20 protein-coding genes and 1 pseudogene are annotated in these 25260 nt (G+C 37.2%); 12 read left to right on the forward strand and 9 right to left on the reverse strand.

The features are described from left to right. Window positions 1-77: 77 nt before the first annotated feature. From CLOAM_RS00405 to CLOAM_RS00435, 7 genes and pseudogenes are all read right to left on the reverse strand, one after another. Complete coding sequence (locus CLOAM_RS00405) at window positions 78-2642, reverse strand: T9SS type A sorting domain-containing protein (RefSeq protein ID WP_015423856.1); 2565 nt, start codon at window positions 2640-2642, stop codon at window positions 78-80. Window positions 2643-2806: 164 nt separating this feature from the next. Next, window positions 2807-2980 (reverse strand): annotated as a pseudogene (locus tag CLOAM_RS00410) (indolepyruvate ferredoxin oxidoreductase subunit alpha); the annotation flags it as partial. A gap of 150 nt (window positions 2981-3130) precedes the next feature. Beyond that, window positions 3131-4348: an ABC transporter permease gene (locus CLOAM_RS00415; RefSeq protein ID WP_015423859.1), complete on the reverse strand. Its 1218-nt coding sequence runs from the start codon at window positions 4346-4348 to the stop codon at window positions 3131-3133. Continuing rightward, a complete protein-coding gene (locus CLOAM_RS00420) occupies window positions 4345-5097 on the reverse strand; it encodes an ABC transporter ATP-binding protein (RefSeq protein ID WP_015423860.1) in 753 nt (250 codons plus the stop codon). The genes CLOAM_RS00415 and CLOAM_RS00420 overlap by 4 nt, the downstream gene beginning before the upstream one ends. 1 nt (window position 5098) lies before the next feature. Further along, window positions 5099-6394, reverse strand: a complete 1296-nt coding sequence (locus tag CLOAM_RS00425; protein WP_015423861.1) for an efflux RND transporter periplasmic adaptor subunit — start codon at window positions 6392-6394, stop codon at window positions 5099-5101. A 36-nt stretch (window positions 6395-6430) separates the two neighbouring features. Next, complete coding sequence (locus tag CLOAM_RS00430) at window positions 6431-7675, reverse strand: TolC family protein (RefSeq protein ID WP_015423862.1); 1245 nt, start codon at window positions 7673-7675, stop codon at window positions 6431-6433. 285 nt (window positions 7676-7960) lie between these two features. Continuing rightward, a complete protein-coding gene (locus tag CLOAM_RS00435) occupies window positions 7961-8407 on the reverse strand; it encodes a hypothetical protein (RefSeq protein ID WP_015423863.1) in 447 nt (148 codons plus the stop codon). A gap of 455 nt (window positions 8408-8862) precedes the next feature. Between CLOAM_RS00435 and argF the strand changes: the two genes are divergently transcribed. The 7 genes from argF to CLOAM_RS00475 all read left to right on the forward strand — a co-directional run bounded on the left by argF (window position 8863) and on the right by CLOAM_RS00475 (window position 14949). Continuing rightward, window positions 8863-9861 (forward strand): ornithine carbamoyltransferase, encoded by a 999-nt coding sequence (argF, locus tag CLOAM_RS00440; RefSeq protein WP_015423864.1) that lies wholly within the window; start codon window positions 8863-8865, stop codon window positions 9859-9861. A 362-nt stretch (window positions 9862-10223) separates the two neighbouring features. After that, the gene (locus CLOAM_RS00445) at window positions 10224-11051 is read left to right on the forward strand and encodes a DNA-methyltransferase (protein ID WP_015423865.1); all 828 of its coding nucleotides are present in this window, start codon (window positions 10224-10226) and stop codon (window positions 11049-11051) included. A 12-nt stretch (window positions 11052-11063) separates the two neighbouring features. Then, complete coding sequence (locus tag CLOAM_RS00450) at window positions 11064-11795, forward strand: PmeII family type II restriction endonuclease (protein ID WP_015423866.1); 732 nt, start codon at window positions 11064-11066, stop codon at window positions 11793-11795. Between the two features lie 672 nt (window positions 11796-12467). After that, the gene (locus tag CLOAM_RS00455; protein WP_015423867.1) at window positions 12468-13538 is read left to right on the forward strand and encodes a helix-turn-helix domain-containing protein; all 1071 of its coding nucleotides are present in this window, start codon (window positions 12468-12470) and stop codon (window positions 13536-13538) included. Between the two features lies 1 nt (window position 13539). Continuing rightward, entirely contained in the window at window positions 13540-14100 is a 561-nt protein-coding gene (locus tag CLOAM_RS00460; protein WP_015423868.1) for a hypothetical protein, read from the forward strand. Next, on the forward strand, window positions 14090-14320 hold the full coding sequence (locus CLOAM_RS00465) for a DUF2188 domain-containing protein (protein WP_044278745.1): 231 nt from the start codon (window positions 14090-14092) through the stop codon (window positions 14318-14320). The genes CLOAM_RS00460 and CLOAM_RS00465 overlap by 11 nt, the downstream gene beginning before the upstream one ends. Window positions 14321-14691: 371 nt before the next feature. Further along, the gene (locus CLOAM_RS00475) at window positions 14692-14949 is read left to right on the forward strand and encodes a hypothetical protein (protein WP_015423870.1); all 258 of its coding nucleotides are present in this window, start codon (window positions 14692-14694) and stop codon (window positions 14947-14949) included. A 45-nt stretch (window positions 14950-14994) separates the two neighbouring features. Here the strand turns inward: CLOAM_RS00475 and CLOAM_RS00480 are convergent, their stop codons facing one another. Both CLOAM_RS00480 and CLOAM_RS00485 read right to left on the reverse strand, forming a co-directional pair. Then, window positions 14995-16551 carry a S41 family peptidase gene (locus CLOAM_RS00480; RefSeq protein ID WP_044278747.1) on the reverse strand — a complete coding sequence of 519 codons (1557 nt, stop codon included), beginning with the start codon at window positions 16549-16551 and terminating at the stop codon, window positions 14995-14997. A 229-nt stretch (window positions 16552-16780) separates the two neighbouring features. Beyond that, window positions 16781-19675: a M20/M25/M40 family metallo-hydrolase gene (locus CLOAM_RS00485; protein ID WP_015423872.1), complete on the reverse strand. Its 2895-nt coding sequence runs from the start codon at window positions 19673-19675 to the stop codon at window positions 16781-16783. 437 nt (window positions 19676-20112) lie between these two features. On the opposite strand from CLOAM_RS00485, the gene CLOAM_RS00490 reads away from it, so the two are divergent. Genes CLOAM_RS00490 through lgt form a run of 5 tightly spaced genes read left to right on the forward strand, consistent with a single transcriptional unit; the run spans window position 20113 to window position 25190 of the window. Continuing rightward, window positions 20113-21072 carry a GDP-mannose 4,6-dehydratase gene (locus CLOAM_RS00490; RefSeq protein ID WP_015423873.1) on the forward strand — a complete coding sequence of 320 codons (960 nt, stop codon included), beginning with the start codon at window positions 20113-20115 and terminating at the stop codon, window positions 21070-21072. Beyond that, entirely contained in the window at window positions 21062-22450 is a 1389-nt protein-coding gene (locus CLOAM_RS00495; RefSeq protein ID WP_044278748.1) for an SLBB domain-containing protein, read from the forward strand. The genes CLOAM_RS00490 and CLOAM_RS00495 overlap by 11 nt, the downstream gene beginning before the upstream one ends. Before the next feature lie 10 nt (window positions 22451-22460). Beyond that, complete coding sequence (locus CLOAM_RS00500; protein WP_044278749.1) at window positions 22461-23567, forward strand: DegT/DnrJ/EryC1/StrS family aminotransferase; 1107 nt, start codon at window positions 22461-22463, stop codon at window positions 23565-23567. 13 nt (window positions 23568-23580) lie between these two features. After that, window positions 23581-24366 carry an electron transfer flavoprotein subunit beta/FixA family protein gene (locus CLOAM_RS00505; RefSeq protein ID WP_015423876.1) on the forward strand — a complete coding sequence of 262 codons (786 nt, stop codon included), beginning with the start codon at window positions 23581-23583 and terminating at the stop codon, window positions 24364-24366. Next, window positions 24366-25190: a prolipoprotein diacylglyceryl transferase gene (lgt, locus tag CLOAM_RS00510; protein ID WP_408605117.1), complete on the forward strand. Its 825-nt coding sequence runs from the start codon at window positions 24366-24368 to the stop codon at window positions 25188-25190. Before CLOAM_RS00505 ends, lgt begins: the two co-directional genes overlap by 1 nt. Window positions 25191-25260: the final 70 nt, after the last annotated feature.

Consider the following 25260-nt stretch of genomic DNA (forward strand, 5'->3'; position numbering starts at 1 on the left):
ATCCACAAGAATCAAAGGGTGACAGTTTCATTTTCTGCCACCCTTTTTATTTCTATTACAGAGAGTTCGGAATTTATTTATAAGACCATTATTTTACGGTTAATGGGTTTTTCGCCTTGAACCTTTATTTTCAGGAAATAAATGCCGGCAGAACTGCGTTTGCCTCTATTATCTATTCCCTTCCAGAGAAAGTTCTTTTCGTCCTGCAGGTTTTTTCTAAATACCAATTGCCCTTTCAGGTTGTAAATTTCTATGAGGGCAGAACTGTTTTCCGCATTTTTAACTTCCACTATAAGAGCCGAGCCAGAGTTAAAACTAACCGGATTGGGATATACATCTACGCACATAGGTTTCTGAATGAGGTCTTCATTACCCACATAATATACTGTAACACAGTTGCTTGGTTCGGATTCATTTATTCCGTCCGTAGCAGTTACATAAAAGTAAGTAGTAATTTGAGGATTAAAATCAGTAACGATATAATCGCTTTGAGAGAAAGGAATTTCGCCTATTAGAGCATCGTTTTTATAAATACGGTAAGAAGTCCAGCTCAAATTTCCCTGTGCGGGTGCCTGCCAAAAAAGATGAATTTGGTCATCAATATCGGGCTCAAAAGCCAGAAAAGAAGGGTTTTCACTTAGCGGTTCAGGCATAAATAAAGTAACATTTCCTGTAGTTAAAGGGTCATTATTGCCTGGGAGGTAAATAATGTTTTCCCTGGCAATGTTGTAATGATTTTGGTAATGGAAAAGTTCTTCAGCAATTCCTTTTATTCTTTTATCTACAACATATCCGAATGAATCCTTACGGGTAAAAAGCAAAAATGCAGGGGTAGAAATATCTGTAACACAATTAGTAACCTGCACATCAGTAGTAAAAGTGATATTGCCAGGATAGATAACCTCAGTTTGCTGCCAGCTATCTCCCGCATTGATATTCAGATACTTTTTATATACAGTGCCCAAAGGCAGTTCTGTTGTCACTTCTCCGGCAGGAGTTCGCCAGATATTTCTTTTCAGGTAAAGATAATCACCTGCAGGATAAACCCAGTCCAATTTATCATAGCTGTATAAACCCCAACCTGTCAGCAAAGGATATAGCGTTAAATTACCCTCCTGATTCGGTTCTCCTACATATTCATAGCGAGAAAGAGGAATATCAGTAACTTCAACTATGCCGATATAAACTGAATTTCCAGGCGCAGGAGAAAAAACACCAGGATTAATATAACCACCGGCACAGCCATAAAGTTCTTTTCCGGTTCCCGTTTCGGTTAAAACAACCTGCGCATAAAAATCCTCGGAAATATTTGCCTGAACGGAAAAATCAGCTGTGGGAAGAGGAATGGATACCTGAACAATTCCGTTAGCTACTGCAATTAATTCCAAGCGCGCATTGGTAATTTGTGCTGTTCCAGTATAAATATAACTGCCTGTGATGATTGTATTTTGCACAGGAATAATAAAGGGTTCAAAATCTACAGTCGGCAAAGCGGAATTATCATTGTGGTCATTTATCGTTAAGGCAATTTCTGCTGCCGTAGCAAACCCCCAATTATTATTTTCCGCCATAATAATGAAGCTGGCATTAGGATAAGCATCGCAATAAACGGAATTATTGTGATTGTTAACATCAATATTATTGATAATGGTATTTTCGCCCTGAGCCCAAATATGATTTAAAGTTAGGTCTCCTAAAACAGGTTTGCCATTATTAGTAATGTAAAAACCGGTATAATTACCCTCAATATGATTGCGTTCAAAATAGGGCACGGAAGTTACTCCCGAAACCATTACTCCTGCTCCGGAATTCATATCTCCAGGAATAAAATTGTAGTTAATTTGATTATCAGCTACATAACCTGATGCCTGCAAAAGATAGATTCCGGTGTAGTTATACTCAATGATATTATGCAAAATTTGCGGATTGATAGAACCCGAAGAAGCAATATCCCAAGCCGAAATTCCCTGCTTGTAGTTGTGATGAATATGGTTATATAAGATATTGGGATTGCACTGATTTACGCCTGATTGATTGCCCATTTGAATAGCTGCCCGAAATTGAGCTCCCGTTCCATTATAACGGATTTCATTGTATCTGATATAGGCATTGCTATTGGAAGTGACAAGAATCGCATTTTGGGTGCAGTTTTCAATTAAACAATACTCCACTACATTAGGCAAAGGAACTGCAGAACCGATGCCATAAAACTCCATTCCTTTTTCACATAAGTTTATATGACAGTGAGAGATAGCGATAGGGGAATTGATAGTGCGCACTCCATAAGTGGCATATTCCAGATAAACATAATTCAAATGACTGGTATGCTGCAGATTTTCAAAACGCAAACCAGGCCAAAGTGCAGTCGGATTTGCCTGCATATTTAAAATTCGGATACTATCTACCTCAGTTCCATAGGCATTTAATATTCCCTCTACGGTAATTTGATAGGAGCCCAAAAGGTGAATTTCTACCCCTGCCTGAATAATTAAAGAATCGGATGCAGGAACAGTTATTGCTCCAATTACTTCGTAAGGATTGTTTACAGGAGACCAAACTCCGCTTTGATTTCCGCTTACCTGAATGGCAAAATTCAGGGAAATGAGAGTTGTAATAAAAAGAATAAGAAATAAGCGCTTCATTTTAATCACCTCCTCTAAAGTTTAATGTTATTGCCTTACTCTTCGCTAAATTATACTCATACTTGAAAATATAATAAAATATTAGAAATTGCATTCCGCGTGGCAAATCGGAATTTGGCATCCCGATTTGCCACTTTGGGAAATTATAACTATTTTTAATTCAGTTATTGTGAAATTGCCTGAACAGGACAGGTATCAATGCAAGCCCCGCAATCAATGCAAAGTGACTCGTCACATTCTGCCTTGTCATTTACCAATTTTAAAGCAGAAACAGGGCATACATCAATGCAGGCACCGCATCCGATACAGGTTTCTTTATCAATTTTGACAGCCATTTTGTGTCTCCTTTCTTTTTTTCTTCATAGTTTTAGGGAGTTGAGATTCGTCAAGCAAAATATCACTTGCAGGCGAGTTTTCTTTGTTTATAGAATTGCCAAATTTAGGTTTACAATGTTACCTTGGGAAATTGGGGCTTAGTTTTTAATTATTTATTCATAACGCAAGGCATCAATTAAATTCAGATTTGCCGCTTTGGAAGCAGGATACCAGCCAAAAAAGATACCTATAGCCATTGAGAATCCAACTGAAAGCAGAACGGAAAAAGGTGTAACTACCACACTCCATTTCATTGCATTACCCACAATTTTGGAAGCTCCAAAACCCAGAAGGATACCTATAAAACCACCTAAAATGCTGATTGTAACCGCTTCTATAATAAATTGTAACAGGACATCTCTTTTTCCTGCGCCTACAGCCATTCTGATCCCAATTTCCTTGATGCGTTCCGTAACCGAAACCAGCATAATATTCATAATACCTATTCCCCCAACCAAAAGAGAAATACCCGCAATGCTTGCCAAAAGAAAAGTCATTGTATCGGAGACCTTACTGGCTGTTTCGGCAATATCTGTTTGAGAGCGGACTAAAAATTCTTCGCTGGTAGTTCCTCTATGGCGGCTTTGTAATAGATCAAGAATATCCTGTTGCACTTTAGCAATTTTATCTTTGGAGACCGCAGAAACAATGATCATCATATTTCTCCATCTTCTACCCAGCAAACGGGTATAGACAGTTGTGTAAGGTGCCCAAACACTATCATCCTGATCTGCACCCATCACATTTTGTCCCTTGGATTCCATAACGCCTTTAACGGTGAAAGGAATATTCCGAATGCGGATTATTTGTCCCACAGGATCTATATCTCCAAAAAGGTTTTCGGCAACTGTTTTGCCTATTACACAAACCTTAGTTCCGTTTTCCACATCGCTGTCATAAAACAATTCTCCTTGTTCAGGATTCATATTACGGATATAAAAATAATCGGTATCTACACCCATAACGCCGGTTCTCCAGTTTTGCGATTCAAATTTTAGCTGAGCAAAGCTGTTATAAACGGGTGAGACATACAAAGCATCTTCAACCTGAGAACGAATAGCAAAAACATCATCAAGTTCAAGTAAACTTCCACTTCCGGCTGCCTGACGCACATTTGTGGAACTACGCGTAAAATTTACAGTAACCATCAGCACATTGGTTCCCATAGAAGAGATTTGATCTTCTACAATCTTTTTGGCACCTTGTCCGATAGCCAGCATTGTTATAACCGCTGCTACGCCGATAATTATTCCCAGCATCGTTAAAAAGGTTCTGGTTTTATTGCGGGCAAGCGATTTGAAAGCGATGCGAATAATTCCTACTATACTCATTCTTCATCTCCGGGAAGTTTAGGTAGATTTGCCAAATCATAAGCAGCATCTTGAGGATTGTTATTGGGCACATCGGCAATTATGCGCCCGTCACGAAAAGTTATCAGACGGTGAGCATACTTTGCAATATCGTGTTCATGGGTAACCAACAAAATGGTTTTTCCGTTTTTATGCAATTCCTGAAAGATAGTCATCACTTCCAAACTGGTTCTGGTATCCAGATTTCCGGTCGGTTCATCGGCAAGTAGAAAAACGGGATCATTTACAATAGCGCGGGCAATGGCAACTCTTTGTTGTTGTCCACCGGAAAGCTGATTGGGATAATGTTTTGCTCTATCCTTTATATTTACGGTGGAAAGGGCTTCCATTGCTTTTTGCAATCGCTGGTGATGAGTCATTTTATTTCTATATAGCAGAGGGAGTTCCACATTTTCCAAAGCGGTTGTGCGCGGGAGCAAATAAAAGTTTTGAAATACATAACCAATCATCTGATTACGAATTTTGGTAAGTTCCGCGGGGGTTATTTCGTGAATGCCGATATCATTGATGTAATATTCACCACTTGTTGGCAGGTCAAGACAACCGAGAAGATTCATTAAGGTTGTTTTTCCACTGCCACTGGCACCCATAATAGCGACAAATTCACCTTCTTTAATTTGGAGGGAAACGCCTCTGAGGGCGTGCACCTGAACTTCTCCCATCTGATAAATTTTAGTTAAATTCTCTGTTCTAATTAGCAGATTTGGCATTTTAGAAGTGCCTCATTCCAGGACCACCCTGAGTTCCGTTATTAGTTTCAGAGCCACTTTTAGTATTTACTCCGGTGATAATTGTTTCGTTACCGGTAAGTCCTTCTATAACTTCAATATATCCGCTTTCGGAAATTCCGGTTCTAATTCCTTTGGGTTTGGGTTGATTATCTTCCAGCACCCAAATAAGTGCCGCTTTACCTGAAGAACTAATTGTTTTAGAACTAAATTCTTGTTTTGTTTTACCGTATTTCTTTTGGTTGAAATTAGTGGTATCAGTTTTTGCGGGTATAGCTTTTGCCTTGGCAAGAGAAGCATAAGCTTCTTTTTGAGCTTTTAGTAAAAGGTCGTCGCTCCATTTATAACCAAGCTGTTCCCAAATTTCTTTACTGGGCTTGAAACGGGTAGCTGTTTCCGAAATACGCATCACATTTTCCCGGGCTTGAATAATGATAGTTACATTGGTAGTCATACCGGGAAGGAGTTTTTGTTCCGGATTGGCGGCATCAATAATCACACTATAGGAGACCACATTGGATTCCGTTGTAGGATTAAGCCGAATTTGTTTCACATTACCGGAAAAGTTTTCGCTGGGATAAGCATCAACACTAAATTCAACAGGCAAGCCAACCTTTATTTTTCCGATATCTGCCTCGTCCACATTAGCAGATATTTGCATCTGATCAAGGTTATTGGCTATTTTGAATAAAGTGGGAGAACTCATACTGGCAGCAACTGTTTGTCCTTCATCAACATCGCGGGAAACCACAATTCCATTTATAGGACTGGTGATATAGGCATTGGCAAGATTTTTTTGAGCGCGCTGTAATGTGAGCTGAGCATTGTTAAAGTTTTGTTGAGCTGTTTGATAAGCAAAGAGTGCTTTTTTGGCATCATATTCAGGAGTCATCTTTTTTTCCAGCAATTCTGCCTGCAGATCGTAATCCAATTTTGCCTGGTCTAAAGCGGTTTTTGCCTTTGCCAGATCGGCTTTTGCGGCTTCCAGATTGGTAGCAAGAATTTCCGTATCCAGTTTTGCCAGCAATTCCCCCTTTTTCACTTTATCATTGAAGTCCTTATAGAGTTTATCTATTTTTCCGCTAACTTCGGTGCCAACGCTAACTAAAACATAAGGATTAAGGGAACCGGTTGCGGTAACAACTTCTCTGATATTGCCAAAGGAGGGAGATGTTGTTCTGAATTCGGGTTTGTTTTTCGCTTTGCGCAAAGATGTTATCACGATTATAGCGATAAGAATAAGCGCAATTATGATGATATACTTAAGGTATTTTTTCATTGGTGTTCCTTATCAATTAAATATATAGAAGTTACCTTACCATTTTCCTAAAACGGGTTCGGAAAGAAGATAATTTATTTCTTCCTGTTTGGCGATAATAGAATATAGGTTGGTATTATAAGAGATGTCTGTTTCAATATAGTTGGTGCGGGTTTTATCCAGTTCCAGAAGTTCAATAAGACCTAAGCGATAACGTTCTTCTGCCTGAGTAATTTGTTCCCGGGATTGAGCCAGTTGTTCGCTGTAAAGTTCATTCATTCTTTTTAAGTATTGCAATTCTCTTAAAGCACTGTCGTAATCTCGCTGCAATTGATCTTTCTTTTCTTCAATTGCCACTTGGGAAAGTTGTCTGCTAATTTTAGTTCTGGTTCTGCTTTCGGCATTTTCCCCAATATTAAAAAGGGGATAGCTTAAAGTTAAAGATAAGCCGTGATTGGTGTTATAATGGTCAAAATCAAAATCGGCACCGCTTACGGAACGGTCAAAATTATAAGCCAGATTGAGGCGGGGAAAATCATCCAGTTTGTTCTGTTTTAATTGCAGATTTAGGCGTTTCAGTTCCTGATTGAGGATATTGAGATCCGCATTTTTTTCCGTATTGAACGCAGGAATTTCTTTTTGGATATTCAGTTCCAGCTCAGTTAAAGGATAATCTTCATCCTGCATTTGGACGAGAGCAAAAAGTTCCTTGCGGGCATTGGCAATTGTATTATCCAGTTGCATTAAAGAAATATTGGAATTTAAGACCGCAATTTCATTCTGCTTTACCTCAAAGGGAGTGGTTTTGCCCAATTGCAAAAGGATTTTACTCTGTTCCCAAACCCTAATTTGAATCTGTAAATTTTCTTCCAGAGAACTTCTTTGCTTTTGTGAACTGAGCACTTTTAAATAGGCACTGAAGACCTCATAAGCATAAGCTCTGCGGGTCTGTTCCAGTTTCATATTTGCCGTTTTGGTATCCAAAGAGGCATACAGGTAATTGAAGTAGGCAGCATCGTTTAAACTAATGGTTTTGCCTATAGATAAACCGGCGGAACTGGTTACATCATCAGTGTTGACTGCAGGGTCAAAGTCCTTTTTTACTCCGCCACTTACAGAAGCATCAGGCAATAAATTCCATTTGGAAGTATTCAGGGTTGATTTTGAACTCTGATAATTTAGAGAGCTCTTTTGCACACTGAAACTATTCTCCAAGCCATAAGTTATAAGTTCTTCCAAAGTATAACTTTGAGCTGCCAGAAGTAATGGCAATAGCATTAATATAACTGTGATAACTTTCATTTTTCCTCTATTTCGCTTTGTTCTTTCCTTGTCCTCGTCTGTGTCTTTTTAAACGGTTCATTTATTTATACCTTTTTAAGCGGTATATCCTGCAACTTTTTTTCTTCAATGGGCACAGACCTTTTTATTACATCCGTTTCTTAGTTGCCTTTGGCGTCAATCATTTTTTGCGCCGTAAGATTGATATTTCCTTTAACCTCAAAGAATAAAATAAATTGAAATGGAAATGTTAAGCGTAGAGGGATAAGGAGATTTTTATTAAACGACGGGGACATCATTTTTCCGTTAAATTAAAGCAGTCATTCTTTCATAGCCATTTACAGGTGGAAGAATGCCTGCTTCAACGGCGGATTTAATGCTTTTGCAGGGTAGATTATCAGCAAAGATTTGTTGGCGGGTGAGGGTTTTCAGGTCTATTTCCGGATTCCTTTTAGCCATATTTGCCATTAAGCGATGATACAAATTTACCCAAGAGCGCAAAGGTTTGGGACTATTTGCCCGTAATCCATTGTAACCCATTAAATAAAGTCGCAAATCATCCTTGTATTCTTCCGAAGGTTTTAAGGAAAATATGTTGTGAGAAATATTGCCAATTCTGGCGTTTTCTTCCGTTAAACGGGGATAAACTCTTTTCCTGGCATAAACAATACCGGATTTCCGGTCAAAACAAAATACCAGTCCATCAGCTTTACCGGTGTAGCCAGCGAGTCCATATTGAAAATTAACTTTCATTTTTGTTACTCCTTTTTTTGTCTCTCACTTATATAGGGGGTGACAAATTGAAGTTTTGGTGACAAATCTTAGGCATAATATTGGCTGCCAAAAAATATAGTAACCGCAACTAATCAAATATTGGTTATAGAAGTTGTGCACGCGATATGATTCCCATATCATTCCCTTATCGCGATATGGGAAGCATAAGGGAATCTCTTGTCTGGTATATCTCCTAATATAGTGTCTGCCCAAAAGTTATGTTATTTATATTCTTATTTTGAAGGGGGGTAAAAAAGTGCCAAGATATAGTTTTTCAGCAGCTAAAAAGAGAAACTTATTGACAGTCGGGTTGTATTTTTAAAAAGGGGTTACAATCTGAATATGTTTGTTATTGGTTTTATAAATCTACCTGCTATTAGGGAAATCCGAGAAAAAAATAAATTATATGCATAAATAACTAAAAGGAGACCAAAATGTCTTTCAATCTTAAAAACCGTAACTTTCTAACCCTGATGGATTTTACTCCCCGGGAAATTCAATTCCTGCTTGATCTTGCTATCCAGCTTAAAAAAGCCAAATATGCCGGAACGGAACAGCAGAAATTAAAAGGAAAAAACATTGCTTTAATTTTTGAAAAAGACAGCACTCGCACCCGCTGTGCCTTTGAAGTTGCCGCTTTAGACCAAGGTGCACATACAACTTATTTGGGACCTACCGGTTCACAATTGGGCAAAAAAGAATCCGTTGCCGATACGGCAAGGGTTTTAGGAAGAATGTATGATGGCATTGAATACCGCGGATTTGGACAGGAAATTGTGGAAGAACTGGCAAAATATGCCGGTGTTCCGGTTTGGAACGGTTTAACGGATCAGGATCATCCCACTCAAGTATTAGCTGATTTTTTAACTGCTCTGGAACATTTGAATAAACCCTTAAACGAAATGGTGTTTGTTTATTGCGGAGATGGACGTAATAATATGGCAAATGCTTTAATGATAGGTGCTTGTAAAACCGGAATGGATTTCCGGATTGTAAGTCCGAAAACGCTTTTTCCCGAACAAAATCTGATGCACAAATGCCTAAAAGTTGCCCAAGAAACCGGTGCCAAAATTACCCTGACAGACAATATTGATGCTGGGGTTAAAGATGCAGATGTCCTTTATACCGATGTTTGGGTCTCTATGGGTGAACCTGATAGCGTTTGGGAACAAAGAATTAACCTGCTAAAACCCTATCAGGTAAACGGTGAAATGCTTAAAAAAACAGGAAAAAGCACTACTATCTTTATGCACTGCTTGCCTTCTTTTCACGATTTGAAGACCAGAATAGGCAAAGATATATACGAAAAATTCGGTTTGACTGCTATGGAAGTTACCGATGAGGTCTTTGAAGGACCCCATTCCGTTGTTTTTGATGAAGCCGAAAACAGGATGCATACTATCAAAGCTGTGATGGTTGCTACTTTAGGTTAAAAAACTGAAACACTTATTAAGTCAGGAGTCATTTACACCAAACGAACTTCGTTAAAAAAAAATATCTTTCCGGGCGTATATGACTCCTGATGACCTGTAGTGCTAACTATCACAGATTACACGGCTAACACGGATTTATAATTATAGTCCTTCCTTAAAGCTTCTCCTAAAATTCTAAGTTTTGTCCTAATTTCCTTGTTCTGAGCGGTTACAATTCTTCACCACCAAATAAATTCTCAAGTTGTGTAAAAGTTATATCGGTGGTGACGACTCCTGACATACGGTTTATTTTTTCTTCTTGACTGGTTTTGGGAAAATGTGTAAAAGGAATTATATTATAAGTGAGGAGGTAAAGTGACTTTATGAACAATAATGAATATGAATTATACCTTGGTGATGCTCTGGAAATTCTGCAAACAATAGAAAAAGAGTCAATTGATTTAATAGTAACATCTCCTCCTTATGCAGATAGTAGAACTAATACCTACGGGGGCATAAAACCGGATGAATATAATGAATGGTTTCTTCCCATAACACAAGAACTTTTAAGAATTCTAAAACCCACTGGAACATTCATTTTGAATATCAAAGAAAAAGTTGTTAACGGAGAAAGACATACCTATGTGATAGAATTGATTTTGAATATGAGAAAACAAGGATGGCTTTGGACAGAAGAATTTATTTGGCATAAAAAGAATTGCTATCCGGGAAAATGGCCTAACAGATTTCGGGATGCATGGGAAAGATTATTACAATTCAATAAAAACAAATTCTTTAAGATGTATCAGGAAGAAGTAATGATTCCTATAGGTGACTGGGCAGAAAAACGACTTTCTAACTTAAGCCATACGGATAAAATTAGAGATACTTCCAAAGTAGGCAGTGGTTTTGGCAAAAATGTATCCAACTGGGTTGGTAAAGATAAGGTCTATCCTACAAATGTTTTACACTTGGCTACTGAATGCGGTAATAAAAATCATAGCGCAACTTTTCCTTATGCTTTGCCGGAATGGTTTATTAAACTATTTACCAGACCGGGTGATGTGGTCTTAGACCCTTTTATGGGTTCGGGAACTGCTGTTTTTGCTGCTTTGAATATGGGGAGAAAAGCAATAGGAATAGATATAAATCCTGAATATTATAACTTAGTTTTAGGGAAAATTCAAAATCAGCAACAAGTATTGTTTTAAGCGAGGTTATTCGTGATTGATGAAAATGACTTGAATGAATATGTAGAAAAGCATATTGAGATTTTTCACAACAACAGGATTATGAATATCAGCAATTTGAAACTGGCAAATATATTAAAACATAAAAATCCGTATCTGTTTAGAGCAAAGAATATTCTTAATGCCGGCGAATTGATAAAAACCATTCTGGATGCTCACTTATCTTCTGCAGAAGAAACAATGTTTGGTGAATTTCTGGAATCGTTAGCTATCTATATTTGTGGAATGATTTATGGTGGAGTGAAATCATCTTCTCCGGGTATAGATTTGGAGTTTAACAAAGAAAACAAGCGGTATATTGTCTCTATAAAGTCAGGTCCTAATTGGGGTAATAGTCGTCAAGTGGCAAAAATGATAGACGATTTTAATAGAGCTTCCAGAATTATTCGTTCCAATAATAAAGAAACAACAGTGATTGCAATAAATGGTTGCTGCTACGGAAAAGATGATAAACCGGATAAGGGTTCTTATTTCAAATTATGTGGTCAGCGTTTTTGGGAATTCATTTCCTGTGATGAAGAGATGTATACAAAAATCATTGTTCCCTTGGGCTATAAAGCTAAAGAGAAAAATGATAATTTCTATACAGAATACTCTAAATTAATCAATAACTTTACTGCGGAGTTTATCCAGGACTTTTGCGACAAAGGAGTAATAAACTGGAACAAATTATTGCAGTTTAACTCTGGTAAAAAGTTTAGTTAATCAGCATTATTCTGTTTTAACCCAAATAATGCATTCGGGAAAAATGGGTTTGCAAATTCCGATTTGCCAACGAAATTTAAGGTTTCTAAAGGAACTTATACTTTCCTTGAACTATGGGTTTACACCTCCATCGCTATCATTGAGGGTTTTGACCTACAATTTTCACTCGCGGGGAGTTTTGACTTACAATTTTTACTCGCTTTCCCAATTATCGGCACCCCTCTTGCTTTTCACTTACAACCGATCTACAAATGGTTTCCCAATCAAAAAATTGTGAGCTAAAACAAGAACAATTATTCAACTTTCTTATCATAGATATAAATGCAGAAGATGTATTTAATACACTTTTTAAGAAAACATTGGAATACAGATAAATCAAAAAAGGAAATGCATTAATAACATAACTAACAATTGTCAGAAGGGGTTACGCCTTGGTTGCCATCATTGTTTCGGCTGTTGGAATATTCGGATATAGTATTGATAAAAGGATTGATAATTTCTAATTTGGACTTTCATTTTCTATAATGATACTGTTATCCATTGTTACATATATCTGAAAAGATTAAAAAAAATTAGGGTTATTTTAGAGATGGGTAATGTTAATAATTATTCACTTGACAAAATCCTAAACTTGATTATATTAACATATAGTTAATAAGAAAGGAGAGAACAATGAATGTCGGAGAAAAGATTAAAAAATATAGAAAGCGACTAAACATTTCCGGTAAAGAACTTGCCCAAAAATTGGGTGTTACACCAGCTTTGATATCCTATTATGAACAGGGTAAAAGACAAGTTCCCTTGAAAACACTAATGCAAATATCGGAAATTATTAAGGTTCCTCTGGAATACTTGGTTACTGATAAAGAATATATTGCTTACTCTGCTTATCGTGGTAAAGGCAGAATAACAAAAGAAGAAAAGGAAGAAGTGGCATTATTCCAGGAAATAGTTGATAATTTGATATATGTAGCTGATATTAATAATTTTAATTTGGTTTATCACGGACCAGATGAATTTAGGGGTAAAACTATATCTGATCAGCAAATAGGTATTATCAAAGCTAATCTTGAACTGCCTGTTATAACTGATTATAATAGCTTGGTTGAAGCTCTGTGGTTAAAATGGAGAGTTGTTGTCTTCGCCCTACCATTCAAAAATAAAAATCTATCGGCAATTACTATAAAACGAGATGGTGTTTATTGTGTTTTTATTAATAAAGGGCACACCTTAGAAAGAAACTTCTTTTCTTTAGCTCATGAACTGGGGCATATATTGATGCATTTGGAAACTGATGAATTTATTATTTCTCGTATTAGTTCCAGAGACCTTAAAGAAAAAGAGGCAAATGATTTTGCTTCACGCTTTACTGTTTCTTATGCATTGCTAATTGACAATGTAAATGAAAGATCCTCTTCGGAAATGATAACAGCTGAACAAATCAGGGAATTGGCAAAATACTTTAATGTTTCTTACGAATGCATTGCCTATAATCTGGTGAAGGCAAATATATTGAATTATGGCAAAGATGAAATAGCCAGATTGAAAGAACCGATTAAAGAATATGAATATAAAATAGCTATTAACGATTTCCCCTCTATTTATCATTTACTGGTCTATTTTGCCTTGGCAAAAGGGGAAATTTCTATCTCCAAAGCTGCTAAATATTTATTATCTGATATTCAGTCCGTCAATGATGAATTCCGTAAAATAGGCAAAATTCTGGGTAAGGGCTATAGTTAAAATGATTTTAATATTAGATAACACTGTTCTCTTAAACTGTATTGATAGATGCTCTTCAGTGGACTTAATTCAGAAACTTTCCGAATATCCTTTGGAAATGGAAATTGTGGAAACTGTTCATAATGAATACATAAAAGGCAGTAAAATATACCCGGATCGCTGTAATCTTACTCTTTTTAACAAACACCTATATACCACAATTAAGGTTATTGACGATAGTAAATTGACCATTAATAGTGTTCCTCAGCTTATAAATCTGGATGGAGGCGAATTATTTTCAGTTGTCTATTTATTGGAAAACAAAACTGACAGGATTTTATGCACAGATGATAAAGCTACTCATAAAGTTCTGGAAAAGTTCAATATTAAATGCCTATGGACAATAAATCTTTTGCAATTGCTCTATCAAAGAAAACCGGCTTTGCTAACTTATAATCAAGTTTGTGACTGTTACAAAGAAATGATTGCCAAAGGGTTTTATGGTTTACCGACAAAAAATATAGATATCAATGCTTATATTGATATTAAGAATTATTTAAGTGGAGGACAAAATGCCTTATAAAGAATATCATTTAACTATAAATAAGCAGGGATGTAAAGTTAAAAAAGCTAATGCACAAAAAGCCGTTAAAGTGTTTTCCACAAAATATTCTGCTTTACAATATGCCAGAAAATTGGCTAAAAACCAAAAAGCAGAGTTAGTGATTCATTCGTCAGATGGTAAAATCCAGGATAAAAGATCATTCGGTAACGATCCCTGCCCACCAAAAGATAAAAGATAATTCTTTTTGAGATAAGACATAATATTACAAGACCATTGAACGATTAGGGACAAGGACATTATCTTGATAATTTCTGACTAAATGGAAGAAATATTCAAAAAAAATGAAGTATTTTTACCTGATATTTACTTTTTTACCTTCCTAAAACCCTCTTTTTCGTTTATTTTTTTACCTTTTCTCATAATCTGGGCACAGCTCTCCTCCATTATTCTCGTTAAAATTTTTACGCAGCGTTTTAAAATTAAAGGCAATGGCTCCCATTACCAAATAATCGGCAGTTTTCTTCAGTCCCATATAGATAGACCTATTCCAACCAAAGTATTTCCCAGAACATATTAGAATGGTAAGGATTAGAAAAGTACATCAGAAGTATGAATATTGAGTTGGAGAAATATCCTGTAGAAAACACCCATGAGTGCTTCATCCGTGCTGTTACCTATAAACTGGTCTCTATGTATTATGGTAGCTATGAAGCGGAGGGAATTCTAAAATGGGATGAAGAACAGGGATTTGTGTATGTGAGGCAGTTCATTAAAGCCCTTGATCAATACGAAATGGCAAGAGAGAAAAGGGGTGTTAACATCAAGCAGTACTTTCCTGCACTTCTTAGGTATTTCCCCAAAATATAATGTAATCCACAATCATTCTCTCTGAATTTGGTTCTGTGGCAAAGATTATTTATATAGATCGGAGTTGCGTATGTCATTTAGAACCCTTTCCCAGAGTGTGTCAATGGTTGAAAAATGTTCTTCCGGGGTGATCAGTACATCAACATCTGGGTATAGACTGTCAGAAGGGTCTCTGCTTGTATCAGGCCGTTGAAAGTATTTAACAGATACACTGCACATTATGCCCGTATTAGGCAATCTGAAGTTTAGTCCCTCTCCATAAGAAGATGGTTTTCCTCCGGTAGGACTTCCGTACACTATAGCCAGTCCGTTATCCTGACAAAGAGTAGCAAACATAACTGCCGAGCTGTATGTTTGACTTCCAGTAAGCAGGATCAATTTTCCATTATACTTTTTTATTGAATCATTACTCATAACATTGGGAACTATTTCACTAAGAGTCCGAGGTCTAAGGAATGGAGATTTACCATCATAAAAAATCACGGTAAAGGGCAATTCAGTTTCCAATACTTCATAACCCAAGTCAGAGGATAATGCCTTATTCATTGAAGTCAGATTCATTTGATAGTGATTGAGCACCAAATCACTTATCTTCATCTTTCCACCGAAATAGTAAATAGAATCAGGTAGTGAGCAAAAAGAAAGGAGTATATCACCCATAGTAGAATTACCACCGCTATTGTTTCTTAAATCAATAACCAGATTATCTATCCCTAAGCTGTCTATTAAAGCAAAGCTCTCTTTAAGGAATGAGATCCACCCTGAAAATGGAGTATCGGATGTCCCTACTGGATCTGACATTGCATTAAATTGGATGTAGTATACATTGTCTTCTGGAAGGGCTTGTCCCCAATAGTTATCATCATGTAAAGCCGTAATACCGGTTTTCTGGTTGCCCCAAAGAGAAGGTCTTTCAACTTCGTATAAATTGACTTCTGAAAAGGTTCCATTCTGTTTAATGATCAACTGTAAAACACCGTCGGGTCTATCCAGATTCAAGGCACGTAAGTTCGCTGAGTTTCTGAGGAAAAAAGACACTTGGTCTCGTAACCAGTAGACATTCTCCCCCGTAGTTAGTTGCATTAATTTTGTCATAAAGGTCTCAGCATCTATCCCATTAATACTTATTACTTTACTTCCAATTAAATCTTTGAACTCGGTAGAAATCATTTCAACATACCATCCAGATTCATGCCACCACAATCCTATAGGGTAAATTGGTGATCCCTGATTGGAAAATGATGATACTCTGGTATGTCCGTCATATAAATCATGGGTAAAAGCTCTCAATCTGGCTTCAAATTGCAGAGTATCAGTTACAGTGGCGAGACATTCCATGAATGCTTCAACTTTCTGATTGAAACTAGTATTATCAGTTTCTATGCCAGGATGAGAATCAAGTAATATTCTATAAAAGTAATTGAAATCTTCCTGAAAGACATTCAGCTGAGAATTGGGTTCACGAACTATATTATTGGCATTCAACTCGGAGTGCAAGTCCACTGCTATTATAGTAATGAAAGGCGCAACCATTAAGTAACGGTAAAGTAGATTAATAATTCTACCAATGCTTGTTGAGTTGTTCTCAAGCTTTTTACTCATTTTTACTCCAGTATTGATTTGAACAAACAATCTTCAATTACTGCAAAAGATTTTTGTTTCCGTTTTAGCTCACAATTTTTTAGATTGGGAAATCAGTAAAAACTCGGTTGTAAGTGAAATAGTTAGTGGGTTGTGGTTTCCGGGAAGGCAGGTGAAAATTGTAAGCCAAAACAAGAAAAAATCCTTTTAATCCTGTTCGTCCCCTAACTATTTATTCTTTTTATTATTTTTACTTCAGCAGAAGTATCTTTCGGGTTTGCACCTTATTACCTTGCTGTGCTTTAAGGAAATAGATTCCGGAGCTTACTTTCTTGCCATTATTATCGTTACCTTCCCAAGAAAGGGTAATTTTTCCTTCCGGTTTTCCCTGAAAAAGGGTTTTGATTAGCTGTCCTTTCAGGTTAAAGACCTGAACCTGTAAAGGAGCGTTGCTGTTTTTACAGAGGATATTTATTTGGGTAGAAACAGAAAAAGGATTGGGTTGATTAGGTAAAATAGAAATTTCCGCAACAGGAATATTAACTTCATCCCCAACTGCAACAGGAAAACCAAAATAATTCTCTATAATGTGATGAACAACTTGACGGCTTTGGTTGAAATCCATAAAGTAAAGAGGAAAGCTGAAGGTTACTGTTTTACCCGAAAAATAAGTGTTTTGAACACCTACTACTCCTCCGTTGAGAATTCCCTGAGGCGAATTATTGTCGTAAGCAGAAGCGTAATGATAAATAGGAGTTGCCTGTGAATTTGCGGTTAATGCTTCTACTTGATAAAGGTGTCCATTAAAAGAAGCGGGAACTTTATTAGGGTCAACATTGATATCCGGATAACCGGAATAAACACTTTCTGCTTTATTAAATCGGGCTTGAATAGTGTAATCAGTTCCGCTGATACCTAAAACTTCATTGATAAAGGAATCCTCAGGAAAAAAGGACGGATAACCTTGAATGAGCTCAAAAGCCAATCCTGGATGGAAAACACTGAAAAGAACTTTGCCTCCATAATAAATATAGTTCTTTAAAACATCTTTAACTTGATTGGGATAAATCATATTAGAAAAATCGTTACCGTGCCAAATAATGACGGAATAAATACCGATATCGCATAAACGCAATGTCTCTGTATAATCAGCCAAATCAAAATGTGCAGTATTCCACAAGCCGTCAATTAACAAATCGTAAAAGTTATCTACTGCCTCATCCGTTGGCTGAAAAGGACCGCTTCCGCCAAAATCTGCCGTTTCATCAATAATTAAAAGTCCGCAGTTCATACTGAGAGGTCTGGTTTTAAGCACTGGTGTAAAGGGACTGCTATTATTGTCATTATCAAAAGCACAAAGACGATAGTAATAGTAAAATTCACCTCCCTGAACATTAGAATCCGAATAACTGCATAAAGTTGGAGGTAAAGTGGCAATAAGCGCTCCCGTTTCTGAACTATTTAGAGAACGATATAGTTTATAACCGGCTAAATCAAGCTCGGTATTTGACTGCCAGGAAAGCTTAACTATTTCTGGTAAGGGCTGATCTATAAAGCTAACAGGTGTTTGAGGTATTAACCTGGGAATACACTGTGTTGCCAAAGAGTAGCTTTCAAAACCGGAAAAATCTACTGAAGATACAGCAAAGAAGTAAAGTTGATCTGTATTTAAGCCGGTAATACTGATTTCATTATTGGTTGTAGTTTGGGAATAAATAAGGTTATTCTGCGAAGGTCCCCAGGAAATATGAAAATAAGAAAAATCAGGATCGGGAACAGGATTCCAGGAAAGGTGAATACTATTTCCCGTTCCTTCATCCTGAGCCGTAAGATTTGCAGGCGGAGATGGCATATTGGCAAAACTGGCAGTTACGGCAGTTGAAGCACGAATTACGGATGCACAATAAACAGGGTCAAGATTGGCAACAGTATCATCATTGCTGTGATAGACAGAAGAAAAGTTATATTCAAAGAAATAAACAACCGGAAAACCGTGCTGCCAGAAAGAATGACTGTCACTGCTGGATGAATTAAGATAACCATAAACAGGTTGCAAAGCAGTGTATTGGGATGTAATCATTGCCGCATAATCCGTATGGGAAATAAAACCATCATAGGGCATTAGCAAAACCCTCGGGTCCCAGAAATTGGGACTTGTATTTGCTATCATATCGTGATTTATCATCACCCGGATATTCATATTGGTTTGATCTGCCATATTTGCATAATTACTTGAACCCCAAAGCCCAACCTCTTCTGCGGCAAAAGTTACAAAACGAATAGAACATTTGGGCTGATAATTAGTTGCCATCATCACTCTTGCCATTTCTAAGGCAGCAACTGTGCCACTGGCATTATCATCCGCTCCGGGAGCAAAAATCATTGGATTATCGTTAGTGATGGAATCATAATGTCCACCTACAATAATATAGGTATCGGGATAGACCGTTCCCGTAATTGTAGCTACAACATTATATTGCATAGTTCCATACCACTGAAAACTATGCAAAACGGAATTGTTAATGCCGAAACGCTGAAATTGGGATTTAATCCAGTTGGTAACTGTCAAATGGTTATCAGCTAAAGCATAACGCGTAGAAAAATTCTGCAGGCACTGAAGGAAATATAAAACGCTATCTTCCGAAACAGTATTAATCAAATTTTCTATTTCATTCCGCGTAGAACTAATTGCTGTTTGCAAAGAAAGAGTTTCAGAAAAACGCATTGGTTCCAGAAGTAAAGGAACAAAAGGATTTTGAATCTTCTGCCGAAGCTGAATTTCATCTCTATCCGTTTTTATTAACACTACCGAGCCCATTTCCAATAAGACCTCTCCTACAGTAGAAAAATCAAACTTGGAGTATCTTTCACCAATCGTTATTAGATAGAACTTTCCGCTTTTTGGTGTTCCCAGATTTATGGCTCCGGGGTAATTATTCCTGTCTGTTCCAGCAATAACATAAGAATCGTTGTAATAATATATTTCCAAATCGGTCTCAGCAAGGTCTTGAACTGCTCTGCGCAGTGTTTTATCTTCCTTGTCTAAAGAAAGTTCCGATACGGGCAAACCGATAAGATATTGGGGGACAGCACATAAAATACTTAAAGATAGCAGGGCAAAAATTAGAAGGAAAAACTTCTTCATCTGTATCTCCTTTTGGATATCTATATACTATAAAAAAAGCAAATAACATTCCTGTTAATGGTTTTTTTTCACCCAGGACACCGAAAACACCGAAATAATTTATAATTTTTACATTCCTGCCTTATTTGGGACATACTGATATAAGTTACATAATGAAAATTCAGTCAGATAGGTTAAAAATGTCTGGATTTCTGCTTTCGCAGGAATGGAAAATAGCTTATCATTCAAAAACTATATAATTTTTGCTGTCACATCTTACTCTTTTTTTCTTTGTAAAATAAATCTCGGTGTTCACAATGTTTTTGGTGTTTTCAGTGTCTAATCTTTCTCTCTTTGTGAAATTCCCACTTTCTCATTGACAAAATTCTAAGCTGAAAACCTTATGCCTGATAGTTCATTATTGGTGTTATAATGGGCTTTTACAGAATGGAGAAAATATGAAAATTCTGATCACAGGCGGAGCCGGATTTATCGGTTCCCATTTAGCGGAAAGGCTATTGCAGGAAGGAAACGAAGTTTATGTGATAGATAACCTTTCCACAGGCCGTCTGGAAAACATAGAAGCCTTTAAAGATAAACCCAATTTTCACTTAAATATTGGCAGTGTGCTGAATCGTGAACTTTTGGATAAACTGATTAGTAATGTAGAACAGGTGTATCATTTAGCTGCTGCGGTTGGGGTTAAATATATTATTGAAAATCCTCTTTTATCGCTCAAAACAAATATTATGGGGACGGATAATGTGTTGGAATTCTGTAATAAGTATAAAGCCAAAGCACTTATCGCTTCCACCAGTGAAATTTACGGTAAAAATGAACAGATACCCTTTTCGGAAACAGATGACAGATTACTGGGTTCAACTCATATTAGTCGTTGGGGTTATGGTTGCAGTAAAGCCATAGATGAATTTCTGGCATTAGCTTATTTTCGGGAAAAGAAATTGCCGGTAGTAATTGTGCGTTGTTTTAATACCGTAGGTCCTAGGCAGACAGGACAATATGGGATGGTTTTGCCCAAATTTATTAAAGCCGCTCTTTTAAATCAACCGCTGGTGATTTATGGCACAGGAGAACAAACGCGTTGTTTTGCCGATGTTTCAGATGTAGTGGATGCTTTTATAAAGCTGATGAACACTCCTGAATGTGCCGGTGAAATTTTTAATGTAGGAACAACTGAATCCATTTCTATAACTGATTTGGCACAAAAGGTTAAAGATATGTGCCACAGCAAATCCCGTATTGAATATATGAGATATGAGGATGCTTTTGAAGAAGGTTTTGAAGATATGATGCATAGGCAACCGGATTTAACAAAAATTAAAAATTTTATTGGCTGGGAGCCAAAACATAAATTGGACCATATCATAAGTAGGATAATTGATTACTATGAAAAGTAGGTTTTTGCTGATTCTTTTAATGAGCTTGAGCTTGCTTTCGGCTCTAACACCTACCCCAACGGGAGATATAATCCCTATTTCTGTGAGCTTAACGGGTTTTGTGGAAAACCCCGGGGTCTATCAAATGACTCCTGTAAACCGTCTTTCCGACCTTTTATTGCTTAATAAAACAACTACGCTGGAGCGCATTGAAAAAACACAGGTATTACGGGAAAAAAGTGTTGAAGTTCCTAAACCGGCTGAATTATTGAGTCCTCCAACTCCTGAAAAAGAAAAGGAAGAAATAATAACTTTGGAGAATAATCAGGGTCTGCGCAGAATTAGAATAACTCGTGCCGGGAAAATAGAGACCTACGATTTGTTGAAATTTTACCGCTTGGGTGATATCAGTCAGAATCCTTTGCTGAAAGATGGCGATGTTGTTTTTGTTCCAGCCATCAAGGATTTTATTTCTATTGGCGGAGGCATAAATCTGCCTGGCGAACTGGAATTTGTGGAAGGTGATAAACTTGGCACAATAATTGAGTTATCTCTCGGTTTTACTTTTGATGCCGATATTTCCAAAGTCCAGCTCTATCGCTATAAAGAAAACAGAATTGATTATGATGTTTTAAATTATGATCTGAAAGCTAATCCTGCATTTTGGGATTTACCCTTAAAAGCAGATGACCGAATTCTTATATCCTGCGATGCAGAAATTAGAACCAGGCAAAGAATTAAAATCTACGGTCAGGTTAAAAACCCTGGTGAATATGTGATTGATGCCAATACCACTTTATATGATGTTCTGCAACAGGCAGGTGGCTTAACCAAACGCGGTGATATAAAATCAATGGTCTATTATAATGAAAACATCAATGCAGATCCAGACCCCTTTCTGGAAATGCTGATGCAGAGAACTATGAGTGATATGACTCCTTTGGAATATTCCTATTTACGTAATAATTTAATGCAACTGAAAGGCAAATACAGTATAGACCCCGTTAAAATGATGAACAGTGAAGGAAAAGAAGCAAATCCTTATCTGCTTGACGGTGATTGTATTTATATTCCTGAAAAAATTGATATGGTTTGGGTTAGTGGTCAGGTTAAAAATCCCGGTATGGTTCCCTGGGTGGAAGGAAATGGCTGGAATTATTATATTCAGGCAGCAGGTGGCTATACTAATAATCGGAAAATGGGAAAGGGCAGAATTATTCGTGCCAACAGTGGAAATTGGGTTAAGCCAGGGAAAAATGTAGTTATCAGAGCAGGTGATACTGTTTTTGTTCCTGCTCAAACAGACAGGTCTATGTGGACAGATGTAAAAGATATTGTAACACTTACTTCTTCTGTAGTTACTATCATCCTTGGTATTAGAACTTTTACCAGGGACTAAAGGAGAAAAAATGAAAGTTCCGATGCTGGATTTGCAAGCACAATACAAACCTCTGATGCCTAAAATTAAAGAAGCACTGGAAAGGGTTTTTGCTGAACATAACTATATTATGGGACCTCAGGTGAAAGAATTTGAAGAGAAGATGGCAAATTATCTCGGGATTAAAAATGCCATCGGTTGTGCTTCCGGAACAGATGCTCTCGTTTTAGCCATTAAAGCATTGGGAATTGGAGCAGGTGATGAAGTTATTACTACTCCCTTCAGTTTTTTTGCCACTGCTTCTTCTATCTGGCGCAATAATGCTATTCCTGTTTTTGTGGATATAGACCCTCTCACTTTCAATCTTGATCCCGATAATATTGAAAAGGCAATAACCGAAAAGACAAAGGCAATTTTGCCGGTGCATCTTTTTGGTCAATGTGCCAATATGGATTCCATTATGGCTATTGCCCATAAATACAATTTGTATGTTATTGAAGATAACGCACAGGGTATCGGTTGCACCTGGGACGGAAAAATGAGCTGTTCTTTTGGAGATATAGGAATTCTATCCTTTTTTCCATCTAAAAATCTTGGTGCTATGGGTGATGCCGGAATGTGTTTAACCAATAATGATGACTATGCATTTAAATTGCGTCAATTGAGAGTCCATGGTGAAAATCCCAAATACTATCATCAATGGGTTGGTTTAAACAGTCGTTTGGATACCTTGCAAGCAGCTGTTTTAAGCGTTAAACTGGACTTTCTGGAGGGCTGGAGTAAAGGCAGACGTGCCAATGCTGAATTTTACAATGAACACTTAAAAAATGTTCCCGGAATACGGATTCCCTATATAGACCCAAAAGCAGTAAGCATTTACAATCAATATACGCTTGTCTGCGAAAAAAGAGATAAACTGATGGCATACTTAAAAGAAAAAGAAATCGGCTGTGCCGTCTATTATCCTCTACCTTTACATTTGCAGGAATGTTTCAGTTCGCTTGGCTATAAAAAAGGTGATTTGCCGGTAGCGGAAGAAATGGCTGAAAAAGTTCTTTCCATTCCAATTTATCCTGAGCTTACAAGGGAACAGAAAGAATATGTATGTAAAACCATTACCAACTTTTATTACCATTGAAGGAAATTGAAAAATGCATTTTATTGTCTGTATAAAACAAGTTCCCGGAACTACGGAAATCAAAATTGACCCTAAAACCAATACCTTAATCCGGGAAGGTGTGGAAAGTATTCTGAACCCCTTTGATGCTTATGCCATAGAAGAAGCAGTCCGCTTAAAAGAAAAATATGGTGGAACCGTTACTGCCATCAGTATGGGTCCCAATCAATGTGAAACAACTTTACGCGAGGCAGTTTCCTTAGGTGTGGATAATATTATTTTACTATCAGATAGGCGTTTTGCTGGAGCCGATACTTATGCCACAAGTTTAACTTTAGCTGCCGCTATCAGAAAAATAGGGGATTATACTCTTATTTTAACAGGGCAACAGGCAATTGATGGAGATACTGCTCAGGTAGGACCTGGCATTGCAGCTCATTTGAATATTCCGCAGACCTGTTTTGTCCGCAAAATTGAATCCTTTAATGAACAACAGGCAGTAGTGGAACGCTTGCTGGAAGATGGTTTTGACCGTGTTTCAATGCAGCTTCCGGCTCTAATTTCCGTGGTGAAAGAAATCAATGTTCCCCGTTTACCTTCTTTAAGAGGAAAACGAAATGCCAAAACAGTTCCGCTAACTGTTTGGAATTGTGATGATTTGGGACTGGACGAAAAAGAAACAGGACTAAACGGTTCTCCAACACAGGTGCTGAATATTTTTTCTCCCCATCACGAAAAGCAGGTGGAAAAGTTTGAAGGGAACAGTGATGAGGCAGTGGAACTAATTGTGCAACGCCTTTCAGAACTTACTAATAGATGATTAAATATCCCGAAATCAGCCCCGATATTGTCAGTTTTAACTTAGGAGGGCTAAATCTGCATATTCGCTGGTATGGCTTTTTTTATGTGCTGAGTTTTATTCTTGCCTTTATTTTATACAAGCCATTCTTGAAAAAGAGAAACATTAAGCTTGCAAAAGAGCAATACGAATCTATCATCTTTTATGTAATGCTGGGTGTTATTTTAGGTGGGCGTTTGGGTTATGTGCTTTTTTATAATCTTGGCTACTATATTTCTCATCCCTTATTGATTTTTGCCGTTTGGGAAGGCGGAATGAGCTTTCATGGAGGTGCCTTAGGGGTAATTATTGCTGGGCTGATTTATTGTCATAAGCATAAATTGAATTTTTACGCTCTGGCTGATGCCGCTATTCCTATTGTTGCTATAGGTTTAGGATTGGGACGCTTGGGCAATTTCATCAATGGTGAATTATGGGGAAAACCGACAGATTTACCTTGGGGAATGATTTTTCCCGGGGCAGATAATTTACCGCGCCATCCTACTCAGCTCTATGAACTTTTTCTGGAAGGCATTGTAATGTTCATTGTCACCTATTATCTGTTGAAAAAGCTGAAAAAAGAAGGGCTGGTTTTCTGGAGTTTTATTGGTCTCTATGGTGTTTTCAGGTTTCTAATTGAATTCGTGCGTGAGCCGGATGATCTTGATTTTTACACCCGTTTTGGTTACATTTTCGGCTTTATGAGCATTGGTCAATTCTTAAGCTTAATAATGATTATTGTAGCTATCTGGGGTTTTTACAAACTCAATGCTCAGCATAAAAAGGAAAAAAAACCGAAAATATAAGTTAGTTTGCCTGTATGGGGTAAATGGTTATTTTGATTTGGATTCCTGCTTTTGCGGGAATGACAAAGGA

The organism is Candidatus Cloacimonas acidaminovorans str. Evry, assembly GCF_000146065.2.
GTDB lineage: Bacteria > Cloacimonadota > Cloacimonadia > Cloacimonadales > Cloacimonadaceae > Cloacimonas > Cloacimonas acidaminivorans.